At 71.6% G+C, this 21,797-nt stretch carries 22 protein-coding genes; 9 read left to right on the top strand and 13 right to left on the bottom strand.

The genetic code is table 11. The features are described from left to right. Positions 1–4: 4 nt before the first annotated feature. From ABD289_RS00110 to purU, 3 genes are all read left to right on the top strand, one after another. Positions 5–862 carry a class I SAM-dependent methyltransferase gene (locus ABD289_RS00110; RefSeq protein WP_344125064.1) on the top strand — a complete coding sequence of 286 codons (858 nt, stop codon included), beginning with the start codon at positions 5–7 and terminating at the stop codon, positions 860–862. A 123-nt stretch (positions 863–985) separates the two neighbouring features. Further along, positions 986–1,726: a maleylpyruvate isomerase N-terminal domain-containing protein gene (locus ABD289_RS00105; RefSeq protein WP_344125062.1), complete on the top strand. Its 741-nt coding sequence runs from the start codon at positions 986–988 to the stop codon at positions 1,724–1,726. A 38-nt stretch (positions 1,727–1,764) separates the two neighbouring features. Next, positions 1,765–2,637: a formyltetrahydrofolate deformylase gene (purU, locus tag ABD289_RS00100; RefSeq protein WP_344125060.1), complete on the top strand. Its 873-nt coding sequence runs from the start codon at positions 1,765–1,767 to the stop codon at positions 2,635–2,637. A gap of 9 nt (positions 2,638–2,646) precedes the next feature. On the opposite strand, the gene ABD289_RS00095 is transcribed toward purU, so the two are convergent. From ABD289_RS00095 to ABD289_RS00070, 6 genes are all read right to left on the bottom strand, one after another. After that, the gene (locus ABD289_RS00095) at positions 2,647–3,195 is read right to left on the bottom strand and encodes a YbaK/EbsC family protein (protein WP_344125058.1); all 549 of its coding nucleotides are present in this window, start codon (positions 3,193–3,195) and stop codon (positions 2,647–2,649) included. Positions 3,196–3,236: 41 nt separating this feature from the next. Further along, complete coding sequence (locus ABD289_RS00090; RefSeq protein ID WP_344125056.1) at positions 3,237–3,977, bottom strand: alpha/beta fold hydrolase; 741 nt, start codon at positions 3,975–3,977, stop codon at positions 3,237–3,239. Beyond that, on the bottom strand, positions 3,977–4,261 hold the full coding sequence (locus ABD289_RS00085; RefSeq protein ID WP_344126141.1) for a DUF2516 family protein: 285 nt from the start codon (positions 4,259–4,261) through the stop codon (positions 3,977–3,979). The genes ABD289_RS00090 and ABD289_RS00085 overlap by 1 nt, the downstream gene beginning before the upstream one ends. Before the next feature lie 265 nt (positions 4,262–4,526). Then, a complete protein-coding gene (locus tag ABD289_RS00080; RefSeq protein ID WP_344125054.1) occupies positions 4,527–5,234 on the bottom strand; it encodes a hypothetical protein in 708 nt (235 codons plus the stop codon). Between the two features lie 6 nt (positions 5,235–5,240). After that, entirely contained in the window at positions 5,241–5,645 is a 405-nt protein-coding gene (locus ABD289_RS00075) for a helix-turn-helix domain-containing protein (protein WP_344125051.1), read from the bottom strand. Between the two features lie 79 nt (positions 5,646–5,724). Then, complete coding sequence (locus ABD289_RS00070) at positions 5,725–6,105, bottom strand: VOC family protein (RefSeq protein WP_344125049.1); 381 nt, start codon at positions 6,103–6,105, stop codon at positions 5,725–5,727. A 330-nt stretch (positions 6,106–6,435) separates the two neighbouring features. Between ABD289_RS00070 and ABD289_RS00065 the strand changes: the two genes are divergently transcribed. Beyond that, complete coding sequence (locus ABD289_RS00065) at positions 6,436–6,978, top strand: CGNR zinc finger domain-containing protein (protein ID WP_344125047.1); 543 nt, start codon at positions 6,436–6,438, stop codon at positions 6,976–6,978. A 229-nt stretch (positions 6,979–7,207) separates the two neighbouring features. On the opposite strand, the gene ABD289_RS00060 is transcribed toward ABD289_RS00065, so the two are convergent. Beyond that, positions 7,208–8,416 carry a DUF445 domain-containing protein gene (locus ABD289_RS00060; RefSeq protein WP_344126139.1) on the bottom strand — a complete coding sequence of 403 codons (1,209 nt, stop codon included), beginning with the start codon at positions 8,414–8,416 and terminating at the stop codon, positions 7,208–7,210. A gap of 170 nt (positions 8,417–8,586) precedes the next feature. Here ABD289_RS00060 and ABD289_RS00055 point away from each other — a divergent pair, with 170 nt between their 5' ends. Further along, a complete protein-coding gene (locus ABD289_RS00055) occupies positions 8,587–9,756 on the top strand; it encodes a pyridoxal phosphate-dependent aminotransferase (RefSeq protein ID WP_344125045.1) in 1,170 nt (389 codons plus the stop codon). Between the two features lie 9 nt (positions 9,757–9,765). Here the strand turns inward: ABD289_RS00055 and ABD289_RS00050 are convergent, their stop codons facing one another. From ABD289_RS00050 to ABD289_RS00035, 4 genes are all read right to left on the bottom strand, one after another. Then, the gene (locus ABD289_RS00050) at positions 9,766–12,384 is read right to left on the bottom strand and encodes a CHAT domain-containing protein (protein WP_344125043.1); all 2,619 of its coding nucleotides are present in this window, start codon (positions 12,382–12,384) and stop codon (positions 9,766–9,768) included. Then, complete coding sequence (locus ABD289_RS00045) at positions 12,381–12,851, bottom strand: hypothetical protein (protein ID WP_344125041.1); 471 nt, start codon at positions 12,849–12,851, stop codon at positions 12,381–12,383. Before ABD289_RS00045 ends, ABD289_RS00050 begins: the two co-directional genes overlap by 4 nt. Further along, positions 12,848–13,423 carry an RNA polymerase sigma factor gene (locus ABD289_RS00040; protein ID WP_344125039.1) on the bottom strand — a complete coding sequence of 192 codons (576 nt, stop codon included), beginning with the start codon at positions 13,421–13,423 and terminating at the stop codon, positions 12,848–12,850. Before ABD289_RS00040 ends, ABD289_RS00045 begins: the two co-directional genes overlap by 4 nt. A gap of 85 nt (positions 13,424–13,508) precedes the next feature. After that, on the bottom strand, positions 13,509–14,630 hold the full coding sequence (locus ABD289_RS00035; RefSeq protein ID WP_344125035.1) for a S8 family peptidase: 1,122 nt from the start codon (positions 14,628–14,630) through the stop codon (positions 13,509–13,511). Positions 14,631–14,892: 262 nt separating this feature from the next. Here ABD289_RS00035 and ABD289_RS00030 point away from each other — a divergent pair, with 262 nt between their 5' ends. Beyond that, entirely contained in the window at positions 14,893–15,843 is a 951-nt protein-coding gene (locus ABD289_RS00030; RefSeq protein WP_344125033.1) for a hypothetical protein, read from the top strand. 425 nt (positions 15,844–16,268) lie between these two features. Here ABD289_RS00030 and yczR read toward each other — a convergent pair whose 3' ends face one another. Next, positions 16,269–17,711, bottom strand: coding sequence for a MocR-like transcription factor YczR (gene yczR / locus ABD289_RS00025; RefSeq protein WP_344125031.1), 1,443 nt, complete (start codon positions 17,709–17,711; stop codon positions 16,269–16,271). Positions 17,712–17,772: 61 nt separating this feature from the next. On the opposite strand from yczR, the gene yczE reads away from it, so the two are divergent. Together yczE and ABD289_RS00015 are read left to right on the top strand one after the other, a co-directional pair. After that, on the top strand, positions 17,773–18,420 hold the full coding sequence (gene yczE, locus ABD289_RS00020; protein ID WP_344125029.1) for a membrane protein YczE: 648 nt from the start codon (positions 17,773–17,775) through the stop codon (positions 18,418–18,420). Positions 18,421–18,594: 174 nt separating this feature from the next. Next, positions 18,595–19,257 carry a maleylpyruvate isomerase family mycothiol-dependent enzyme gene (locus ABD289_RS00015; protein ID WP_344125027.1) on the top strand — a complete coding sequence of 221 codons (663 nt, stop codon included), beginning with the start codon at positions 18,595–18,597 and terminating at the stop codon, positions 19,255–19,257. A 111-nt stretch (positions 19,258–19,368) separates the two neighbouring features. Here ABD289_RS00015 and ABD289_RS00010 read toward each other — a convergent pair whose 3' ends face one another. Continuing rightward, complete coding sequence (locus tag ABD289_RS00010; RefSeq protein ID WP_344125025.1) at positions 19,369–21,042, bottom strand: FAD-binding dehydrogenase; 1,674 nt, start codon at positions 21,040–21,042, stop codon at positions 19,369–19,371. Between the two features lie 151 nt (positions 21,043–21,193). On the opposite strand from ABD289_RS00010, the gene ABD289_RS00005 reads away from it, so the two are divergent. Beyond that, positions 21,194–21,797: HpcH/HpaI aldolase family protein (locus tag ABD289_RS00005; RefSeq protein WP_344125023.1), on the top strand; the 604-nt coding region annotated here is incomplete at its 3' end.

The following is a 21,797-nucleotide window of genomic DNA, read 5'->3' as shown; positions in this document are numbered from 1 at the left end:
TGCGATGAGCAGCACCCCGAAGAAGCGCAATCCCAGGCTGGCCGCCGGACGCGCCCGCGCGCTCGGCGTCCCGACCCGCGGCACCACCAACCCGAACCGGCTGCGCCGGGTGGACCGCTGGATCGCCGGTACTCCGTGGGTGGCGCGCGCGATCTCCGGGTCGGCCGATCCGGTGGTCATCGACCTCGGCTACGGCGCGACCCCGGTGACCACCCTCGAGCTCACGCGCAGGCTCGACCCGCTGCACGGCGAGCTGCGGGTCGTGGGACTGGAGCTGGACTCCGACCGGGTCGCCGCGGGCAAGGTCGTCGCCGATCCGCCCCGGCTGCAGTTCCGGCACGGCGGCTTCGAGCTCGCCGGACTCGCCGCGGGCGTGCGCGGCGCCGACGGACCGGCGCTGATCCGCGCGCTCAACGTCCTGCGGCAGTACACCGAACCGGAGGCGTGGCAGGCCTGGGACGAGCTGTGCGGCCGGTTGTCCCCGGACGGGCTGCTGGTGGAGGGCACCTGCGACGAGATCGGCAGGCGCTGCTGCTGGGTGACGCTCGACCGGCGGGGACCGCGGACGCTGACGCTGGCCTGCCTGCCCTCGGACATCGACAAGCCCTCCGACCTGGCCGAGCGGCTGCCCAAGACCCTCATCCACCGCAACGTGCCGGGCGAGCGGATCCACGCGCTGCTCGCCGACCTGGACACCTGCTGGGACAAGGCGGCTCCGATGGCGACCTTCGGCCCTCGGGCGCGCTGGGCCCAGACCGCGCAGCTCTTCGCCGAACGCGGCTGGCCGGTCCGGGACCGCAGGCGCCGCTGGCGCGCGGGCGAGCTGACCGTCGACTGGGCAGCGGTCGCGCCCGAGGGCTGAACCACCGTCCGAAGCCGCAGCCGGGAACCTCGATCCCGCGCGGCCCCGGGAGGAATCAGGCGAAGTTGCCTCCACCGGCGCGCGGACGTTTCGTCCAGCGGGCTGAGCATCTTTAATGAGGACATGGGTAACGAGTTCCACCTGAAGGCCTTCCACGAGCAAGCTGCGGCGTTCCGGGCAGCGGTGCTGCAAGCCGGCCCGAGCGCGACCGTGTCCACCTGCGACGGCTGGGACGTCGACCGGATGGTGAAGCACCTGGCCCGCGTCTACGCCAGCGTTCGCGCCTCGCTGGAGCTCGCGCCGGACGACGACCGGCCGCACGTCGCCCATCCGCCAACGGAGTTCGAGGACGCGATCGCGTGGTGGGACGAGCGCTACGCGGAGCTCTCCAGCGCGCTGTCCACTATGGACCCCGATCGTCCGGTGTGGTCGTTCTTCGCCGGAGGCACCCCGGCGAGCTGGACGCGGCGGATCGCGCACGAGACCGCGATCCACCGGCTCGACGCCGAGCACGCGCTTGCCGGCCTGGGACCGAACCGGGTGCACGAGCTGATCTTCGATCCGGAGCTGGCCGCCGACGGCATCGACGAGCTGCTCGACAAGCTGCTCCCGCTCGGCGACTGGTCGGAATCGCGGCACGCGGGAACCGTGCTCTACCACTCGCCGGACGCCGGGCGAGCCTGGCTCGTGACGTACTCGCCGGGCGAGAGGCCGGTCACCACAGCACCGCGCGGAGCGGCGCTCGAGGTCGACGCGACGGTGGCCGGAACCGCCGACGCGGTCTACCGGCGGGTGTGGGGCCGTCCGAGCACCGCGCTGGTGACCGGCGACGCCGAGCTGGCCGGGATCGCGGCGGGAAGGTGACCGGAAGCACCGCGCACCACCTGCAATAATCGCGGACCGTGAGCTCCACCGAACGCCGCTTCGTCATCAGCCTCGGCTGCCCCGACCGCACCGGAATCGTCTCCCGCGTGTCCGGTTTCCTCGCCGAGCACGGCGGTTGGATCCTGGAAGCCGGTCACCACACCGACCCGACGACCGGCTGGTTCTTCACCCGCCAGGAGGTCCGCGCCGACTCGCTGCCGTTCGGGCTCGACGAGTTGCGCGAACGGTTCGCGGAGGTAGCCCGGGAACTCGGCGAGGACGCCGAGTGGCAGATCCACGACACCGCCGAGCGGCGCCGCGCGGTGCTCCTGGTCTCCAAGGAAGGGCACTGCCTGCACGATCTGCTGGGCCGCATCGGCTCCGGCGAACTGGACGTGGACCTGCGCGCGGTGATCGGCAACCACCCCGGCCTCGGACCGATCACCGAGGCGCACGGCGTCCCGTTCCACCACGTGCCCTTCGGGGCCGATCCCTCGGCCAAGGCCGAGGCGTTCGACCAGGTCCGCGAGCTGGTCGAGGAGCACGACCCGCAGGCGATCGTGCTGGCCCGGTTCATGCAGGTGCTGCCGCCGGAGCTGTGCCGGCGGTGGGCCGGTCGCGCGATCAACATCCACCACAGCTTCCTGCCGTCCTTCGCGGGCGCCCGCCCGTACCACCAGGCCTACGAGCGCGGCGTGAAGCTGATCGGCGCGACCTGCCACTACGTCACGGCCGAGCTCGACGCGGGGCCGATCATCGAGCAGGACGTCATCCGGGTGGATCACACCGACGACGTTCCCGACATGGTCCGCAAGGGCCGCGACATCGAGAAGCTGGTCCTGGCCCGGGGACTGCGCTCCCACCTCGAGCACCGCGTCCTCGTGCACGGCAAGCGGACCGTGGTGTTCTGACCGGACCGCTCAGCGGCCGAGGCCTTCGATGACCTCGGCGTTGGCGAGTTCGGCCAGCACCTCGCCCGGCACGATGAGCTTGCCGCGGCGAAGGCCGCTGCCGACGACCACGGCACGGGCCGCGGCGACCTCGGCGTCGACCAGGATCGGCCAGTCGCCGGGCAGCCCGAACGGCGTGATCCCGCCGTAGGCCATGCCGGTGCGCTCGACCGCGTCGTCCATCGAGGCGAACGACGCCTTGCGCACGTCCAGCTGCCGCTTGACCACGCCGTTGACGTCGGCGCGGATGGTGGCCAGCACCAGGCACGCGGCGTAGCGGACCTCCCCGGCGCGCTTGCCGGCGACCACGACGCAGTTCGCCGAGAGCTCCAGCGGCGATCCGTACTGCTCGCAGAAGGCGGCGGTGTCGGCGAGCTCCGGGTCGATCTCGGCCACGCCGATCCGCTCGTCATCGAGCTGGAGAATCGCCGAGGCGACCGGCTCGGCCAGCAGTTCCAACCGCTCCAGCGCCGGGACGACCTCGAGGGTTCCCGCCGCCGCGGACCAATCGAATCCCATGCCCCGACGATACGAACCCGCCCGTCCCGGCGACCGAGCGGTCAGCCCAGCAGGTCGGTCAGCAGCGCCCGCAGCTCCTTGCGGTGGGTCAGCACCGGCGCGCGGGAGGGCAGCAGCTCCAGGCGGGACCGCGGGAGCGCCTTGGCCGTCGCCTCGGCCACCTCGGCCGGGTGCAGCGGATCGTTCGTGGCGCCGATGACCAGGACGTCGGCGGTGACCTCGGCCAGCCTCGAGGCGTCCGGAACCGGCACCTCGCCGGGGAGGTCGCGCAACGCGGGTTCGAGCCGCAGCAGGGCTTCGGCCCGGCGCTCGAGGTAGTCGCCCACGTCCACGCCCGCCGGGATGTCCTCGGCGAGGAGCTCGCGGAGTCGTTCGCCGCCGTCATCCGCCGCCACCGCGGCGGCCAGGCGCTCGTAGGTCCGGGTGGCGGCCGCTTCGCGCTGGCTGTCCAAGGCGGCGGGCAGCAGGAGCGCGATCCGGTCGAAGAGCCGCGGGTGCTCGGCCGCGATGCGGGTGAGCGCGCCTGCGCCCAGGGAGGTTCCGATGGCACGGGTCGCGCCGACCTCGCGGGCGACCTCGAGCACGTCGGCGGCGATCGCCCCGTAGTTCCAGTAGCCCTCCGGAGCGTCCGGCGCGGAGCCGTGGCCGGGCAGCGTGAGCACGACGCGGGTACCGGGCAACCCGGACGCGGGCAGGCGGGCCTCGCCCTCGGTGGCGCCCAACCCGTGCACCACCAGGGTCACCGGGTCGCCGCGGCCGTGCGTGGTCCAGCGCGCGGTCACTACCAGGACTTCCCCTGGACTTCCCGGACCTTCGGCCGGACGTCGACGATGTAGACCAGCGCGGCGACGATCCCGGCGATCCAGATGATCCCGTACGGCCCGCGCGAGTCGAAGATCAGCAACAGCGCGGCCGCGCCGGTGATGCCCATCCAGGCCGGCTTGGTCAGCTTGCCCACGGCCGTGTACGCGTCGGCACGTTGAAGCGCCGCGTGCACGAACGCGAAGACACCGACCGGGACGCCCACGACCCAGATCGCGGTGAGGATCCACCAGTACAGCGGCATTCCGCTCGAAAAACCCACGTTCCCACCCTACGTGCTCGGCACCTGCGCAGGCACCCACCCGGCGGGAGCCCCGCAGGACGGCGCGACAGCTCGTGCGAAACCCCGGCGACGCGAACGTCGCCGGGGGCTAAGGAGATGCTTCGGTCGGGTTTGCGCGGAGCGGAACCTCGGACGCCGTCGGGATCCGGGATCCGCGACTTGAGCAGCGACGGTCGTTCCGGGGTGCGGCAGTCGCCGACCGAAACATCTCCTCGGTCTCGTCGGCTCAGCTGTCGGCCTTCGAGCTGGTGGTCTTCTTCGGGGCGCCGGCCGGCTTGGTGGCGGCGGTCGACTTGGTGGTCGTCGTGCCGCTCTTGGCCGCCGCGGGCTTGGTGGCCGCAGTGCTCTTGGCCGGGGCTTCCGCCTTCTCCTCGCCCTGGGCCTCCTCGGTCTCGCCCTTGGCGGAGCCCCCGGACTTGGCCTCGGCGGAATCCGCCGAGGAGTTGGCCGCGGGCTCCTCGGACTTGGCGAACGGGCTGGCGACCTTGCCGAGCACGTCGTCGGCGATGTCGCTGACCTGGCCCACGGTCTCCTCGACCTTGCCCTGCGCGGTGTCGACGCCCTCGCGGACCTTCTTGGCCTGCGGGGTCTCCTGCAGCTTCTGGAAGGTCTCCTCGCCGTGCTTGGCGAGGTAGGTGTAGTACTTCCGGGCCGACTGGCCGTAGTCGTCGAGCCGCTTGCGCAGCTCGACCGGGTCGGCCTTCTGCCGCAGCTCGCCGATGTCGTTGGGCAGGTCCTTGCGCGCGGACTCGACGCGCTCGGTGAGCTGGCTGCGGACCTTGGTCACGGCGTCGACCAGCGCCTGATTGGCGAGGTCACCGGCGCCGAGAACGGCGAGCAGCGGCGTGCGGGCCTGCTCGACGGCACCGCCGACGACCTGGTTCGCCTGCTCGCGAGCCTTGGTGAAATCTTCGGTCTTGGGGAAAGCCGGCATGGCGGTTCACTCCTCGGATTGCTGGGTGTCCCCGTCTTCCACGGCGTCTTGCTCCCGCCGGAACGAGGCGTAGATGTCCAGAAGCACTTGTTTTTGCCGTTCGCTGAGTTCCGGGTCGGCTTGGACCGCCTCGAACACCGGGCCCGCATCGGGGCGTTCCAGGATCCCGGCCTGCACGTACAGCGCTTCCGCCGAGATCCGCAGGCCCTTGGCGATTTGCTGCAGGATCTCGGCGCTCGGTTTGCGCAGGCCGCGCTCGACCTGACTCAGGTACGGATTGGACACACCGGCGAGCTTCGCCAGCTGCCGCAACGAGATCTGGGCGTTGTTCCGTTGCGTGCGGATGTAGCCACCGAGATCACTGACCGCCTGGTTCACGGCCTTGTTGACGGCTTTGTCCATGCGATCCATCGGTGCCCTCTCCGTCTTCATCCACTCTAACCGCGAGTGCTAACTATTGCAAGCACTCTGCTAACACCCCGCGTGCACGTCACTGACATGCGCACATGCAGAACGGGTGGCCGTCCGGGTCGGCGTAAACGCGGAACTTCGCGTCCTGCTGGTCGGTCGGCTGCGGCAGTTGCGTCGCCCCGGCCTCCAGCGCCCGCCGATGCCCCTCGTCGAGGGTCGTCACCCGAACGTCCAGGTGCATCATCTGCGGTACGTCCCGCGATGGCCAAGACGGCGGGCGATATCCCGGATCACGCTGGAAGGCCAGCGGAGCGCCGCCCGCCGGGTCGGCCAGCTCCACCCAGTCGTCGTCCGTCTCCGCCTCGTCGATCTCCCAGCCCAGCAAGCGCCCGTAGAACTCAGCGAGCCGCCGGGGCTCCGGGCAGTCGATGGCGAAAGCGGCGAGCTTGAGCGAGGTCATAGGTCTCTCTCCTCTCAGTCCGGGCAGCCGCGCGGCGCGGGCCCGGGGTCAACGGCGGCACCGGGCTGCAAGTGGGGTGGCGGCCGCGGCCCACCAGCCGATGAAGCGGCTCAGCCACTCCGGGCGCAACCGGGCGCCCTCCTGCAGCGCACGGTCGGTCTCGGCGCGTCCGGCCGCTCGCCGGGCCCGATCCCTCCCGTCGTCGGGCAGGTCGAACTGAATCGGGTTCGTCTCCAACCTCCCAACCAGCAAACCAATGACACCGGTTACTAACCTACTCAGGCATAATGCTGGTTAGCCACGCCCACCGCAACCTCCTATTGGCCTACGATGGTGTTCGTGAACAGCAAAGCTGTCGCTCCGGAGCTGGACCGTCCGTCTGCGCTGGAGGCGGTCGGACTCGACTTCGACCACGACATCGAGCTAGTCCTGGCCTTCCTCAACACCTGCGACGCGGAGAAGGGCACCGAGCTCCTCGACGACCAGGCCCAGTGGCGGCAGTGGTGCGTCGACCGCGGACTCAACCCGGTCCCGGACGTCACCGCGGCGCGGGAGATCCGCGACACCATGCGGACATCGGTCGCCTACGGCGCGCATCCGGCCAACATCGCCGACACCGCCTGGCCGGTGCAGGTGCGGCTGCGCAACGGGATCCCGGCGCTGACCGGCGCGGACGCGCTGGGCAGCGTGCTGGTCTCGGCCGCCCGCCTGGTGCACACCCAGCACTGGGACCGGATCAAGATCTGCCCGGCCGAGTCCTGCCTGTGGGCGTTCTACGACCGCTCCCGCAACCGATCGCGGACCTGGTGTTCGATGCGCGTCTGCGGCAATCGCGAGAAGGCCAGATCCTGGCGCGAGCGCCACACGAGCTAGGCGTACCCGGCTGTCCGGGAACTGCCTCGATCGGCGGTGCGGGCAGCGGAACCCGAGCGGCTCCGCGGACACCGCGCACCACTGCCGGTGCGGCCACTCCAGCGGCGTTCCCGCAGGCACCCGACGCGCCGGAGCCCGCGGGTCGCCCGCGCGGCACGTCGCGTCCGCCCGCGGTCGCACCGGCCACCGCGGCTTCGCCGGCGCGTGCCGGAAGCGGGCGCGTCGCCGGTCAGATCAGCAGCTCGGAGACCGTGTAGATCGCCAAGCCGGCCAGCGAGCCGACCACGGTGCCGTTGATGCGGATGAACTGCAGGTCGCGCCCGACCTGCAGTTCGATCTTGCGCGAGGTGTCCTGGGCGTCCCAGCGCTCCACGGTGTCGGTGATCAGCGTGGTCAGCTCGGCGCGGTAGTTGGACACCACGTAGACCGCGGCCCCCTCCAGCCAGCCGTCGACCTTGCCGCGCAACTCGTCCTCGGTGCTCAACCGCTTGCCGAGCGATTGCAGGCCGTCCCGGACCCGCAGCCGCAGTTCGCTGGACGGGTCTTCGGCGGCGTCCAGGATCATCTTCTTTGCGGTGGTCCACGCCGAGGACACCAGGTTCTGCACCTCGGGGTGCTCGAGGACCTGGTGCTTGATCTGCTCGGCCTTGGCGATGGTGTGCTCGTCGTGCTGCAGGTCGTGGGCGAACTCGACGAGGAAGCGGTCCACCGCCTTGCGCATCTGGTGGTCGGGATCGGTCTTGACCGCCCAGGCGAACGAGAGGACCTCGGCGTAGATCTTGTCGGCGACCAGCTCGTCGAAGAACTTCGGCGACCAGGACGGAGCGCGCTGGCTGACCACGCGCAGCACCAGGTCGTGGTTGTCGCGCACCCAGTCGTAGGCGCGGTCGCAGACCAGGTCGACGAGCTTGTGGTGCGAACCGTCGGCGAAGACCCCGCCGAGGATCCGGCCAAGCGGGGGACCCCACTGCTGGGCCACGATCTTGCGCACCACGGCGTGCTCGAGCACTTCCTGCACGTCCTCGTCGCGCAGGACCTGCACGGCCCCGCGCACCGCAGTCGCCAGCTCGGAGGTGACCCGCTCGGCGTGGTCGGTCTCGGAGATCCAGGTGCCGATGCGCCGGGTGATCTCGGCGCGCCGCAGCTTGTCGCGCACCACGTCCTCGGACAGGAAGTTGGTGCCGACGAAGTCACCGAGGCTGCGCCCGATGACGTCCTTGCGGGTCGGGATGATCGCGGTGTGCGGGATCGGCAGCCCCATCGGGCGCTTGAACAGCGCGGTCACCGCGAACCAGTCGGCCAGCGCACCGACCATGCCAGCCTCGGAGGCGGCGCGCACGTAACCGGCCCAGGCGCCCGCGCCGGCGCTCTCCTGCCAGCGGGCGAAGAAGTAGACCGCGGTGGCGAACAGCAGCAGCGCCGTCGCCACCGCCTTCATCCGCGTGAGGCTCCGCCGCTTGTCGGTGTCGGTGACCGTGGTGGTGTGCACGAGACCGATTGTGGCAGCGTTTCCGTCCCGACCGAGCGAATCGACGCCAGCGGGCGGGGTGTCCCACACCGCAAAACGAACGGTCCCCGGCCGCTTGTCGATGCATTACCCTGCGCCTCGTGCGTACTCCTGCTCTCACCAATCGCCTGCAGCCGTTCACCTCGACGATCTTCGCCGAGATCACCGAGCTGGCCCGGCGGACCGGCGCGGTCAACCTCGGCCAGGGGTTCCCGGACACCGACGGTCCCGAAGGCATGCTGCGAGTGGCGCAGGAAGCCATCGCCAACGGCGTGAACCAGTACCCGCCGGGGGCCGGTGAGCCCGAGCTGCGCGCGGCCATCGCCGAGCACCGCGCGGCGCGCTACGGCACCGAGTACGACCCTGATTCGCAGGTCCTGGTGACCGTGGGCGCCACCGAGGCGCTCACCGCCACCATGATGGCGCTGGTCGAACCGGACGACGAGGTCGTGCTCGTCGAGCCCTACTACGACTCCTACCCGGTGGCCGTGGCGATGGCCGGCGGCGTGCGCAGGACCGTCGCGCTCAAGCAGGGTGACGAGCACCGCTTCGAGCTGGACGTGCAGGCGCTGCGCGCCGCCGTCGGACCAAGGACGCGCGCGCTGGTGCTCAACTCGCCGCACAACCCGACCGGCACGGTGTTCACCGATGCCGAGCTGGCCGCGATCGCCGAGGTCTGCCGGGAGAACGACGTCGTCGCCATCACCGACGAGGTCTACGAACACCTCCTCTACGACGGTCGTGCGCACCACCCGCTGGCCACGCTGCCCGGCATGGCCGAGCGGACGTTGTCGATCTCCAGCGTGGGCAAGAGCTTCAGCGCCACCGGGTGGAAGATCGGCTGGGTCTGCGGCCCGGCGGAGCTGATCGCCGCGGTGCGGGCGGCCAAGCAGTTCATGACCTTCGTCGGCGGCGCGCCGTTCCAGCCCGCCGTGGCGCACGCGCTGCGCAATGAGATGGCCTGGGCAGAACAGCTGCGCACCGATCTGCAGCGCAGGCGCGACAAGCTGGCCGGTGGCCTCGCCGACGCCGGATTCGACGTGCTGGCCAGCGAGGGCACCTACTTCATCTGCGCCGACGTGCGCCCGCTGGGCTTCACCGACGGCGCGGACCTGTGCCGCTCGCTGCCAGAGCGCATCGGCCTGGCCGCGATCCCGGTCCAGGTCTTCTGCGACAACCCGGACGACGCCCGGCACCTGGTCCGGTTCGCCTTCTGCAAGCGCGACGAGGTCCTCGACGAGGGCATGCGACGCCTGCAGAAGTTGAAGTGACGCATCGCGCTAGCGATCACCTCCGTAACCGACGCAGATGAATCCCGATTCGCCGTGCCGCGCCTGGGCTTCGGCCAGCGCGGTGTCCGGCGGGCGACCTTCGGCCAGGGCCTCGTGCAGCGAGCACATGACCTCGGCGGTGCGGTCGTCCGGGATCGGGACGACGCTGGCGATCACCGTGGCCGCACCCCGGTCCAGCAACGTGGTGGTCAGTCCGCTGAGCTGATCACCTCTGGTGACCGCGGACTTGCCGACGTCGCAGGCCGAGAGCACGACGGTGGCCGGACTCCGGTGCAGGCGGTCCAGATCGTGCGCGTAGAGCGGACCGTCGGCCAGGTCCAAACAGGACAGCAACGGCTGATCGCCGCGAAAGTGCCCGTGCGCGGCTAGATGGACGGTTCCCGCGCCGTCCAATGTGGATAGCACGCGCTCGCAGGTCGCCTCGGACTCCAGCAGCAGCCGCCCGCCGTGGCGCGCGTGCAGCGCGCTGACCTCGCGTTCGGCGTGCTCCAGCCGAGGGCCGGCGATCCACGCGCCGGGTGCCGCCGGATCCATGTCGCGGCTTCGTTCGGCACCGCTTCGCCAGCAGCGCAGCGACGGGGTCGCGGTCACGCTCCGACCGCGGCAGGCGGGCAGCGCGGCCCAGGGCAGCAGGTGCAGGACCCCGGTCGGGACGACGACCAGCCGCCTGCCGCGCTCCAGCTCGGGCAGCACCGGCGCGAGCAGGCTCCGCTGCAGCTCGGCGGCGGCCAGCCGGGCACCGTGCTCGAACATCGGTTCCGCCCGCGAGGCCACCCCGCAGGCCTGCCTGGCGAGCAGGTGGCGCAACCGGACGACCTGCTGCGCCGCGCAGTTCTCCGGACCGAGGACGTGCAGCCGCGTCGCACCGTCCACGACGGAGGTCGCGTACAACCTCCCGCGATGCGAGAACAGGCTCAGCAGCACGGCGTCGCCGAGATCGGCCGATATCCCGGCGAGCCCGCCCGAATCGCCCAGCCGATCGGTGCCACCCCGCACGAGCATCGCCCGGTGCCGCACCCGCTTCTCCAGCCGCGCCACCTCGGCCACGGCCCGCTTCGGATCGGTGCTGCGCGGCACGTCCTGCACCGCAGCGCGCAGTTCCACCAGATCGGAGTTCAACCGCTGATCGCTCGGCGGCCGCAGCGCTCGCCGCTGCAGCGCGGCGGCCCGGGACCGCTCGGTCCAGCGCAGCACGAGTCGTGGATCGCCCACGCGCAGCGCGGCTCGCACGGCGACCTCGCCGAGCTCGTCGGCCAGTCCCAGCGCGTGCACGCGCAGTTCGAAGGCCGCCATGCCCGCGGCCTGCTCGTCGACCTGCCGCAAACCTGCCCGGCAGGCCCGGAACAGCCGCGACGGGTCACCGTCCTGCTCGGCCAGCAGAGCTTCGGCAAGATGCCCCAGCGCCTTCTCCGGTGGCGGCGCATCCGGGGGCGGCACCGCGCAGCCGCCGAACAGCCTTCGCGCGGTGCCGCGCAATCCCGCGCGTTGCGCGCACCGGCCCGCCGTGATGCGCAGCTCGGCGGCGGGAACGGTCCAGCCGTACCGCTCGCACTCCGCGGCCACCCGGCGCGCGGCGGCCAGCGTGAACCGGGAGTACCGCCCGGCGCGCAGATTGGCCTGCCAGGTCGTGGCCGCGGCCAGCGCCGCCCACGCGGGTCGTCGCTGGCCGCGGAACAACCCGCGCGCCGCGCTCGCCTGCGCGGCGGCCTCGACCAGATCGCCGCTGCGCAGCGCGCAACCGGCGAGGGCGAGCCGGGTTTCGGCCAGTCGCCCGGACCGGCCGCAGGCCGCGAGGCGTTCGGCGGCCTGCTCCATGATCGACCTGGCCTGCTCGGTGAGACCGGCCGCGGCCAGCGCCTCGCCGCGATCGACCATCGCTTCCGGCAGCACGGCCTCGTCCAGCCCGATCGCCACGGCTTGCTCGAAGAGCCGCAGCGCGCGGGGGAGATCACCGGCGCGGAAGGCCACGCACCCCCGGTTGTGCCTGCACCCGGCCGCCCGGAGCCGCTTGCCGTCGGCGGCGAACACCCGTTCCGCCGCGGCCAGGTCGGCCTCGGCCTCGGCAGGCCGGTTGAGGTAGAGCGCGGCCAGCCCCCGGCCGAGCAGCGCGTTGGCCGTCCAGCGCCGGTCCCCGTCGACGCGGAGATCGTCCAGCGCGGTCGTGAGGTGCTCGTGCGCCTGGCGGTGGTGCCCGGTCTGGACGTGCAGCAGCCCTCGCAGGCACCGAGCGCGGGCACGCCCACCCGCGTCCAGGTGCGGGTCGGCCTCGTCCAGCTGCACCCGGCTCGCCGAGGTCGCGCCGCGTTCCAGCTCGATCCAGGCCAAGGTCAGCCGCAGCTGCGCGGCCCATCCCATCCAGTCGTTGCACACCGCCCGCGCGAGGCCGAACCGGGCGTGCCGGTGCGCCTGCTCGGCCCTGCCCAGCTCCGCGCAGGCCAACGCCGCGACGTGCCGCGCCAGCACCCGCAACTCGTCATCGCGGCCGACGGTAGCCAGGATCCGTTCCGCTTCTTCCAGCGCGGCAACGGGTTCCGCGCACGCGCGCTCGCGCCAGCGCAGGACGGACTCGACCGGATCCGGCGGCGCCACCGCCGCACCGGCGCTCAACAGACCAGCCAATCCGCGACGGCGGGCTCGGCCCGCTCCGGCCGGAACACCACGCTGACCGGACCGCGCGGCACGTCGGAGACCTCGAACGCGCCGTGCTCGTCGAGGACACCGCGGTACTCGCGATCGGGACGGCGCAGCACGATCTCGCCCGACGGCGGGGCGTCTCCGGCGCGGGCGAGCACCATCCCAGACACCCGGTAGAGCCCGCAGGTGATCGGCATCAGGTCCAGCTCGAGCACCCGGCCGGGCATCGCGAAGGTCAGCACCCGCGGTTGCGCACCCGAGCGCGTCCCCACCGGCTCCTCGGCCGAATCCCCGACCAGCTGCAGCGGCACCGGGTCCGCGGACTCCGACCGCACGGCGACCGCCGCGTAGGAGGCGGCCAAGACCTTCTCCGGAACCGGGTCCTCGGTGGTGAACAGTTCCCGGAGCCTGTGGATCTCGGTGGGCATTCGCTGCTTCATCCCGCGACCTCCTCGGGCAGTTCGGCGCCGAGCAGCCGACGCCGCAGTTCGGTCAGGCACCGGCCCTTCTTCGGCCCGATGGTTCCCATCGGCATCCCGAGAGCCTCGCTGACCTGCGCATAGCTGGCCTCCGGCGCCACCGCGAGCACCCGCAACAGCTGTTGGCAGCGCTGCGGCAGCTGGCCGAACGCCTGGCCCAGCCGCGATCCGGTCAGCAGGCGCAACGCGTGGTGCTCAGCCGGCTCGGCGTGCTCGGGATGTCCGAAGTCACCAGCGTCCAGGCCGATCGGCGACTCGCGCTGCCGCGCCCGGGACAACCGGATCGCCTCCCGGCGCGCGGTGGTCACCAACCACCCCGACAGGCGGTTCGGGTCCCGCAGCTCGTGCAGGTTCTCGGCCAGCGACAGCCAGGTCAGCTGGCAGACGTCCTCCGCGTCGGCCGGCGTTCTGGTGAACGCCCGCGACACTCCCCACACGACCGGCGTGTAGGTGTCCACCACGACCCGCCACGCCTGTTGATCCCCCTCCGCTGCCCGGCGCAGGTGCAGAGCGGCTTCCCCCAGTTCGATCACGACCGATCCCTCCGACGTCCACTTCCTTGTCGCCCCCCGCGACATAAGAGGAATCGGGAACGCCGTGAGATTCAGTTCGCGCCGATTACCGCTCGAACGTGTAACAGTGCCGCACGCAGTCGCGCGCCTCGTCCGGGTCCCGATCGGCCTGCAGCGAGGTCGCCACGGCCGCCGCGATCCGCGGTGCGGCGAACGAGGTCCCGCTCCACCGCGCGTATCCGAACCGCCGGTCACCGCCCGGGGCGAGCCGGACGTAGCTGCTGCGCACGTCCACACCGGGCGCCGCGACATCGACCCAGTCACCGGCCGCGGAGAACTCCGCGACCTGCCCGTCGGACCCGGTCGCGGCCACCGCGAGGACCTCGGGCAGGGCCGCGGGCCAGAACGGCCGTCCGCTGCCGTGGTTGCCGGCCGCGGCCACCACGACCGTGTCCGGCCACCGCTCCAACTCGGCGGCCAGGACGGGTGGGCACTCGTCGTCCGGAGTCAGGCATCCGGACGTCAGCACCAGCACGTCGATGTTCTCCCCGGCGAGCGCGGCGGACCGGCGCAACGCGCGCAGCTCGGCGGCCACCGTGAAGTCATCGGTGAATCCCAGCGAGGACAGCGCCCGGCGGGTCCGGATCACCGCGCCGGGCGCGCGCTGCAGCAGCACGCCGTTGACGAAGGTGCCGTGCCCGGCCTGCCGGTCCTGCCCGCTGTCGTCGTCGGCGTCCAGGACCTCGGGCACCGGTTCGAACCACGCGCGGCCGCGGAACCACGGGTGCGGATCGCAGCCGGTGTCGAGCACGCCGATCACCACCGGCGGGTCCCACCGCGCGTCCGGTGGCTCCGGCATCGGCGGCGTCGGGTCCGCCTCCGCCCCCGTACCGAACATCACCGGGGTGCCGAACATGACCGGGCTGCCCAGGTGAACGTGGTTGAGCCGCGCACCGGTCTCGCGCGCGAGGTCGACGCAGTTGCCGCGTTCGGACTCGCGCAGCCGGATCCGCGCCATCAGCAGACCCTCGTCGCGGTGCACGTGGTCGATCCAGCTGCGACAGCGGTCCAGCACCGGGTCGAGATCGCCGATCGGGGTGATCAGTTCACCGCCGCGCACCAGGCACTCCGAGCTGCCGCCGGGATCGTGCAGCACCAGGTCGTGGCCGTAGTTCTCCCAAACCTGCCGGAGCTCGTCGATACCGAGCGAAATGTCGCGTTGATCCACAACGGACACTGTGCCCAGTTTCGACTTCCCCTCCCGGCCGCGAAACGCCCCGGAAGCTCGGCCTCACCCGTTCCAGACCTATTTGGTCCCTTCCCGGTTAGGCCGAATGCATGGAGAATGCTGGCCCGACCGTTGTGTTCGTCGGCGCAGGGGCCCGAAAACGCCGCTCCGGGTGGTTGAATGTGCCCGGCGACGCCGACCGCGGCGAACGTCGTCCCCGGAACCGGTCCCGCGCCGACGCTGCGGACCCGATCAACAGGCGGTGATCACCGTGCAGGGAATCCGCGCGCCGCGCGTTCCCCGTTCGCGGTTCGTGCCGCTCCTGCTGCGGGCCTCGCTGATCGGTGGTCTGTGCGCGGGCACGTTGATCGGCGGAGCCGCTGCGGCTTCCGCGGGCCAGCCGGACACCGGCCACGCGGGGAAGACCTCGGTCGCCGTCGCGCAGCGGCATCGGGCGGAACCGGACGCCGGGGCATCGGCTTCGAACGGTGCGGCCGGCCAGAGCGCTGGGAAGTCGGCCGCGGCCGAACCGGACCGGCCCGCTCGGCCGCGCCCGGTCGAGCCCGCGCGGTCCAGCACGCGCGAGCACGCTCCGGAACGTCCTCAGTCCGGTCCCGAACCGGTCACGCCCGCCGACCCGGCCAAGCCGACGCAGGTCAAGCCGAACGAGCCGGCGCCCGCCGATCCGGCCGAGCCCGCCCGAGCATCGGTTGCCGAGCCGTCCGCCCCGGACGCGGCCCAGCTCCAGCGCCCGGACGATCCCGAGGCCTCGAACTCGACGAACAAGCCGTCCGAACACGCCGAACACGGACCCGAGAGCACGAAGAACCCGCCGCACGAGATCGTGCGGACCACTGCGCAGGCATCTCCGCAGGACCCGGTCGCCAACGCGGTCGACCCGCCGGGGCGCGCCGATCCGGACACCCGACCGCAGGACACCGAGGCCAAGCCGCGCGCTCCGGACCCGGAGCCCCGGCAGACACCGCTCCTGCCGCAAGACCGGCGGGGAAAGGCTCCGACACCACCGGCCCAGCCGGCGCCCACGTTCAACTCCACCTCCGGCGGGTCGATCAACGGGCTGCGCTACGTGCACTACACCCTGCCCACCGCGCCGAACCCGCACGCGCTCACGGCGGGTGTCCTGGTCGCACAGCGCAACATCGACCCGCACGTCGACACTCGATCGACCGAACCTGTGCCCTCGCCCGACTAACGCTCGCCGCGTCGGCCTGCAGCTTCCCGCTGCGGCAGTGAACCTGGTGCCAGCACCGAGGACCCCGATCCGGACCGACTGCGCCCGGCCGGATCGGACCGGGGCGCCACAGCCCGCCCGGCAACAACACCGAACGCCGGACAGCCCGGGCCGGCCCAGCCCCCGGCGCCGCACATGCCCCTGCGGCATCGGGGTGGCGCCCCAGTCGAACCCGCGCTCATCGGCACGTCGAGGGGCCGTGCCGAAGGGCTGGGAACGGCTGAGAGGAACGGCGGTTTCGGGGTGGAGCAAGCACGGACTCCACCCCGAAACCGCCTCTTTTTCGCTCCGGTGACCGTCCACCGGCGACCGCACCACGACCGTCCTCATCGGATTCCGCGGCGCGGGCGCACCGCTCCGCCGCTCGCGAGCTGAGCGGCCGACCTTCAGGCGACCGGCCCGGTCAACGCGCTCGGCGCTTGCCCCGGCCGGGCCCCTTCCACCGCACCGGCCAGTCGCCGGATCGCCTCCCGCAACCGGTCGCCCGGCAGCGTGTAGGGGATCCGGATCCACCGCTCCAGCGAACCGTTGACCGAGAACCGCGCTCCCGGGGCCAACCGCACTCCGCTCTGCTCGGCCACCACCGACGACCTGCTGCTGACCTGCGATCCGATGTCGCACCACAGAGCCAGGCCACCGTCGGGCACCCGGAAGCGCCATTCCGGCAGGTGCTCGCGCAGCGCCTCGATCAGCACCTCGCGGCGTTCGAGCAGTTCGTCCCGCCGCCGTCGCAGGACCGCATCGGCGTCGTCGAGGAGTTCGGTCAGCAGCAGCTGTTCGAACACCGGCGTGCCCAGATCCACCGCGGCCCTGCTCAGCACCGCGCGTTGCACGAACTCCGCGCCAGCGCGGATCCACCCCACCCGCAGCCCGCCCCAGAAGGACTTGCTCGCGGAGCCGATGGTGATGGCCCGCTCGGTCAGCGCCGCCATCGGAGGTGGCGGCGGGTCATCGGTGAGCCCGAGATCGACCATGGTTTCGTCGATGACGGCGTTGGTGCAGGTCCGAGCCAACGCCGTGGCCAGCTTGGCGCGGCCGTCGCCGTCCAGCAGCACGCCGGTCGGGTTGTGGAAATCCGGGATCAGGTAGGCGAGCCGGGGCGCGGTCTGCCGCAGGTTCGCGGCGAGCAGGTCCAGGTCCCAGCCGTCGTCGACCATCGGCACGGCCACCGGCGTGGCGCCGAGCCCGCGGACCGCTTCGATCGCGTTCGGGTAGGTGGGGTGCTCCATCAGCACGCGCTCACCCGGAGCCACCAGCATCCGCAGGACCAGTGCGAACGCGTGCTGTGCCCCGTTGGTGACCAGGATCTGCTCCGGACCCGTGGGCAGCCCGCGCGCGGTGAACCGCTCGGCGATCCGCGCCCGCAGCACCGGTAGACCGTGCGGCTGGTAACCGTGATCGCCCAAGTGCTCGGTGAGACGCAGCCTGGCACGATCGGCCGCCGCGCTGAGCTCCGGCGGAGCCGCGGGGGTGGCCTGGGCGAGGTTGAGCACCTCGGGATCGCTGGTCGGGAACCAGCCGCCGCTCACCCCGGCGCGTCGTTGCGAGTCGGGCAGCTTCACCCAGGAACCCGCGCCGCGCCTGCTCGCGGCGAAGCCGGCCTCGCGGAGCCGGTCCAAGGTCCTCGCCACGAGGGTGCGGCTGACACCGAGGGTTCCCGCCAGCTCGCGCTCGGCGGGCAGCCGAGTGCCGGGCGGCAACCGGCCGTCCAGCACGAGCTGGCGCACCGACTCGGCCAGCAGCTGCGAGGACGGCCGCCCACCGTGCCACTCGCCGAGCAGCTCATCGAGCTTGTGACCGTGGATGTGGACAGCGGCAGCAGGAGACATGGGTCCAATGTAATTGGATTGGATATCGACTTGAAGTCCAATTTTTCCGTAGAAAGGGCGCATGGCATCCATCGCCGCTCCTGTGGACCTCTCGCCGTTGCCGATGCGGGATCGCCCGCTGCCCCGCTTCACCCAGCTCGTCGCCGGCCTGCTGCTCTACGGAGCGAGCCTGGCCCTGATGGTCCGCGCCGAACTCGGCCTGTCGCCGTGGTCAGTGCTGGACCAGGGCATCGCCCTGCGGGCGAACTGGAGCCTGGGCACCGCGAGCGCGGTCACCGGTGTCGCCGTGCTGCTGGCGTGGTTCCCGCTGCGGCAGCGCCCGGGCATCGGCACGGTGGCCAACGTCGTGATCATCGCGATCTCGCTGGACGTCGTTCTCGCGGTGCTCCCGGCCGCGCACGGACTACCGATGCGGGTGCTGTTCTGCGTGGCCGGCGTCGTGCTCAACGGGCTGGCCACTGCGAGTTACGTCGGCGCGCGCCTGGGGCCGGGTCCGCGGGATGGTCTGATGACCGGATTGCACGCGCGCACGGGCAGATCGGTGCGCGCGTGCAGGACCACGCTCGAGATCGGCGTGTTGGCCCTCGGCTGGCTGCTCGGCGGCACCGTCGGACTGGGCACAGTGCTCTACGCTGCGGCGATCGGGCCGATCACACAGACCTGCCTGAAGTTCACCGCCGTCCGAGTGAAAAAAGATCTCTTCCCCTAGAGACATCTCAGTTACCACGAAGTAGTATGGAAGATGTCCACCTGACCCCCAGGGGTGGACCTCGACGCCCCCGCACTCCCGGTAACCCCCAGGCCGGTCGAGCGCGGGGGCGCTCTAATTGCGGCTCCACCAGTCCCACGTGTCCTGTCGGGGACGCGGTTTAACTTCTGCGCCATGGATCTTCACGCCGAACTCGGCCACCGCCTCGATGCCTTCCGGCACCAGCTGCGCGGCGACCTGACCGCACCGATCCGGGCCTGTCCCGGCTGGACGCTGCACGACCTGGCCGATCACCTGGGCAACGAGAACATGTGGGTCACCACCGCAGTGCGCGAAGGCCACCCGGACCACCAGCGCCGCGCGGCGCCGCGAGACGGGCTGATCGAGTGGTTCGAAGGCACCTGCGAAAGCATCCTCGATGCGCTGGCGGCCGATCCGGACGCTCCCGCGTGGACCTTCTACCCGCCGAGCACGGTCGGTTTCTGGCTGCGCCGCCGAACCCAGGAAACGATGATGCACCTCTGGGACGCCGAAGAGGCCCTCGGCGAGCCCACCGCGTTCGACACCGACCTGGCCGTCGACGGCGTGAGCGAGGTCTTCGACACCTTCGTCCCGCGCCAGATCGAACTCGGCCGCATCACCGCGCCGACCGCCTTCCGGATCAGCTCCTCGGACACCGGTCACACCTGGTCGTACGGGCGGGGAGAGCCCGTCGCGGAGATCACCGGGCCGGTGCGGGACCTGCTGCTCCTGCTCTGGAAGCGCATCCCCGAGGACCACCCGAGCCTGACCTGGAACGGCGACCGCTCGGTGCTGGACACGGCGCTCGTGCCGTGAGCGCGGTGCGCGGCGGAGTCGCGAGTTCTGACATGTCGTCGGGCGAAGACACCCGCAGCGCCGTGCACGGGCAGCCCAGAGCCACACGGCGTGGGAGGCCGTCCGGCGAAGTCAGCGCACCGCTGCGGCGGCCGCGCGGCCCGCTTGGCGACCGGAGAACAGGCAACCGCCCAGGAAGGTGCCCTCCAGCGCGTTGTAGCCGTGCACGCCTCCACCGCCGAAGCCCGCGACCTCGCCGGCCGCGTAGAGACCGTCCACCGGCTCGCCGTCCTTGCCGATGGCCCGCGAGTCCAGATCGGTTTGGATCCCGCCGAGCGTCTTGCGGGTCAGCACGTGCAGCTTGACCCCGATCAGCGGCCCGGCGGCGGGATCGAGCAGCCGGTGCGGGGCAGCGGTGCGGCTGAGCCGGTCGCCGAGGTAGCGGCGGGAGTTGTGGATGCCCTGGACCTGCGCGTCCTTGCCGTAGGAGTTGGCGATCTGCAGGTCGCGGGTCTCGATCTGCCCGCGCAGCTCGGCGGCGTCGAGCAGCGGCTCGTCGGTCAGCCCGTTCATCTCGGCCACCAGCGAGTCCAGGTCGTCGGCGACGACGAAGTCCGCCCCGTGCCGTTTGAAGGCCTCGACCGGGGCGGGAGCGCCCTTGTTGAGAACGCGCTCCTTGAGCAGCCGCTTGCGCTCACCGCTGGTGATGTCCGGGTTCTGCTCGGAGCCGGAGAGGGCGAACTCCTTCTCGATCATCTTCTGGGTGAGCACGAACCAGGAGTGGTCGTGTTCCGCGATCTCCGGCGAGGTCCGCAGGTGGCGCAACGTGCCGAGCGTGTCGTAGCCGGGGAGGTACGGGTTCGGCAGCCTGCGCCCCAGCGCGTCGAACCACATCGACGACGGCCCCGGCAGGATCCGGATGCCGTGCCCCGGCCAGACCGGATCCCAGTTGCGCACGCCTTCGGTGTAGTGCCACATACGGTCCCGATTGACCAGCCGCGCACCGGCCCGGTCGCTGATGTCGATCATCCGGCCGTCCACGTAGGCGGGCACCCCGGTGACCATGGACTTCGGCGGGGTCCCCATCCGCTCCGGCCAGTACCGGCGCACCAGGTCGTGATCGGCCCCGATGCCTCCGCTGGCGACGATCACGGCCTGCGCGGAGAGCTCGAACTCCCCGGTCTCGTCGCGATTCGACGCCACGCCGCGCGCCGAGGCGTCGGCCGCCAGCAGCGTCCCGCGAACCCCGGTGACCGTCCCGCCGGACACGATCAGCTCGTCGACGCGGTGCCGGTGGCGGAACTTCAGCAGCCCGGCCTCGGCGGCGGCCCGCGCGCTGCGGATGAACGGCCCGACCACGCCGGTTCCGGTTCCCCAGGCGATGTGGAAGCGCGGCACCGAGTTGCCGTGCCCGTCGGCGCGCAGATCCCCGCGCTCGGCCCAGCCCACCACGGGTGTCAGCTTGATCCCCTGCTGCTCGACCCAGGAGCGCTTCTCGCCAGCCGCGAAGTCCACGTAGGCGCGCGCCCATCGCGCCGCCCAGGAGTCCTCGTCGTCGAGCCGGTCGAACTGCGCGCTGCCCTGCCAGTCGGACCAGGCCAGTTCCCTGGAGTCGTGCACGCCCATGCGCTTCTGCTCGGGCGATCCGACGAGGAACAGTCCTCCGAGGGACCACCAGGCCTGGCCACCGAGGTCGTTCTCGTTCTCCTGATCGACCAGCAAGACCGTCTTGCCCCGATCGGTCAGCTCCTTCGCGGCAACCAGCCCGGCGAGCCCACCACCAACGACGATGACGTCCGCGTCCACGACTGCGCCCCTCTCCTCCAGCAGCGGGCTGGACTGTATCCGCGACCGCGAACGAGCGGAAGTTGGAGAAACCACTTCGAGACCGTTCGGACTGCGATGCTGAGCTCGCCGAACAGGCCAGTTCGAGGCCGTGAGAGGGAGCGTGGTTTCCGTGAGCGCACCGGAGTTCACCAGCCGGATCCGCAACAGGCAGCGGTCGATCGGGTACTGGATCATGCTCGACGCCCCGATGGCGACCGAGCGGATCGCCCGCGTCGGCTACGAGTACGTGGTCGTGGACGCCCAGCACGGCCTGCTCGGTTACACCGGGATCAGCAACGCGCTGCTGGCGATCGACGCCGGCGCGACCTCCGCGCCCCTCGTGCGCGTGGAGCAGAACGACCCGTTCGCCATCGGCCGGGTGCTCGACGCCGGAGCGGTCGGGGTCATCGTCCCGCTGATCGACACGGCCGAGGACGCGGCCGCGGCGGTACGGGCGGCCCGCTACCCGCCCGAGGGCGGGCGTTCGTTCGGCCCGATGCGCTCAGCACTGCGGATCGGCCCCGCTCCCGCAGAAGCGAACGAGGCCGTGACCGTGCTCGCGATGATCGAGACCCCGGCAGGACTGGAGAACGTCGAAGCCATCTGCGCGACCCCCGGACTCGACGGCGTCTACGTCGGCCCCGCCGACCTGCGACTCGCGGTCGGCGGCGAATCGGCGAACGACCCGGCCGTAGACGAGGCGTTCGAAGCAGCGCTCGGACGAATCGCGAAAG

This window comes from Saccharopolyspora halophila (assembly GCF_039531955.1).
Taxonomy (GTDB): domain Bacteria; phylum Actinomycetota; class Actinomycetes; order Mycobacteriales; family Pseudonocardiaceae; genus Saccharopolyspora; species Saccharopolyspora halophila.
This window is presented reverse-complemented; position numbering and strand designations above follow the sequence as displayed.

Bases quoted from the DNA above. Each gene is read 5' to 3' on its own strand.
- ABD289_RS00110 (WP_344125064.1), top strand. From the start codon at position 5: ATGAGCAGCACCCCGAAGAAGCGCAATCCCAGGCTGGCCGCCGGACGC.
- ABD289_RS00105 (WP_344125062.1), top strand. From the start codon at position 986: ATGGGTAACGAGTTCCACCTGAAGGCCTTCCACGAGCAAGCTGCGGCG.
- ABD289_RS00095 (WP_344125058.1), bottom strand. From the start codon at position 3,195: ATGGGATTCGATTGGTCCGCGGCGGCGGGAACCCTCGAGGTCGTCCCG.
- ABD289_RS00085 (WP_344126141.1), bottom strand. From the start codon at position 4,261: ATGCCGCTGTACTGGTGGATCCTCACCGCGATCTGGGTCGTGGGCGTC.
- ABD289_RS00080 (WP_344125054.1), bottom strand. From the start codon at position 5,234: ATGCCGGCTTTCCCCAAGACCGAAGATTTCACCAAGGCTCGCGAGCAG.
- ABD289_RS00075 (WP_344125051.1), bottom strand. From the start codon at position 5,645: ATGGATCGCATGGACAAAGCCGTCAACAAGGCCGTGAACCAGGCGGTC.
- ABD289_RS00070 (WP_344125049.1), bottom strand. From the start codon at position 6,105: ATGACCTCGCTCAAGCTCGCCGCTTTCGCCATCGACTGCCCGGAGCCC.
- ABD289_RS00065 (WP_344125047.1), top strand. From the start codon at position 6,436: ATGGTGTTCGTGAACAGCAAAGCTGTCGCTCCGGAGCTGGACCGTCCG.
- ABD289_RS00060 (WP_344126139.1), bottom strand. From the start codon at position 8,416: ATGAAGGCGGTGGCGACGGCGCTGCTGCTGTTCGCCACCGCGGTCTAC.
- ABD289_RS00045 (WP_344125041.1), bottom strand. From the start codon at position 12,851: ATGAAGCAGCGAATGCCCACCGAGATCCACAGGCTCCGGGAACTGTTC.
- yczR (WP_344125031.1), bottom strand. From the start codon at position 17,711: ATGTCTCCTGCTGCCGCTGTCCACATCCACGGTCACAAGCTCGATGAG.
- yczE (WP_344125029.1), top strand. From the start codon at position 17,773: ATGGCATCCATCGCCGCTCCTGTGGACCTCTCGCCGTTGCCGATGCGG.
- ABD289_RS00015 (WP_344125027.1), top strand. From the start codon at position 18,595: ATGGATCTTCACGCCGAACTCGGCCACCGCCTCGATGCCTTCCGGCAC.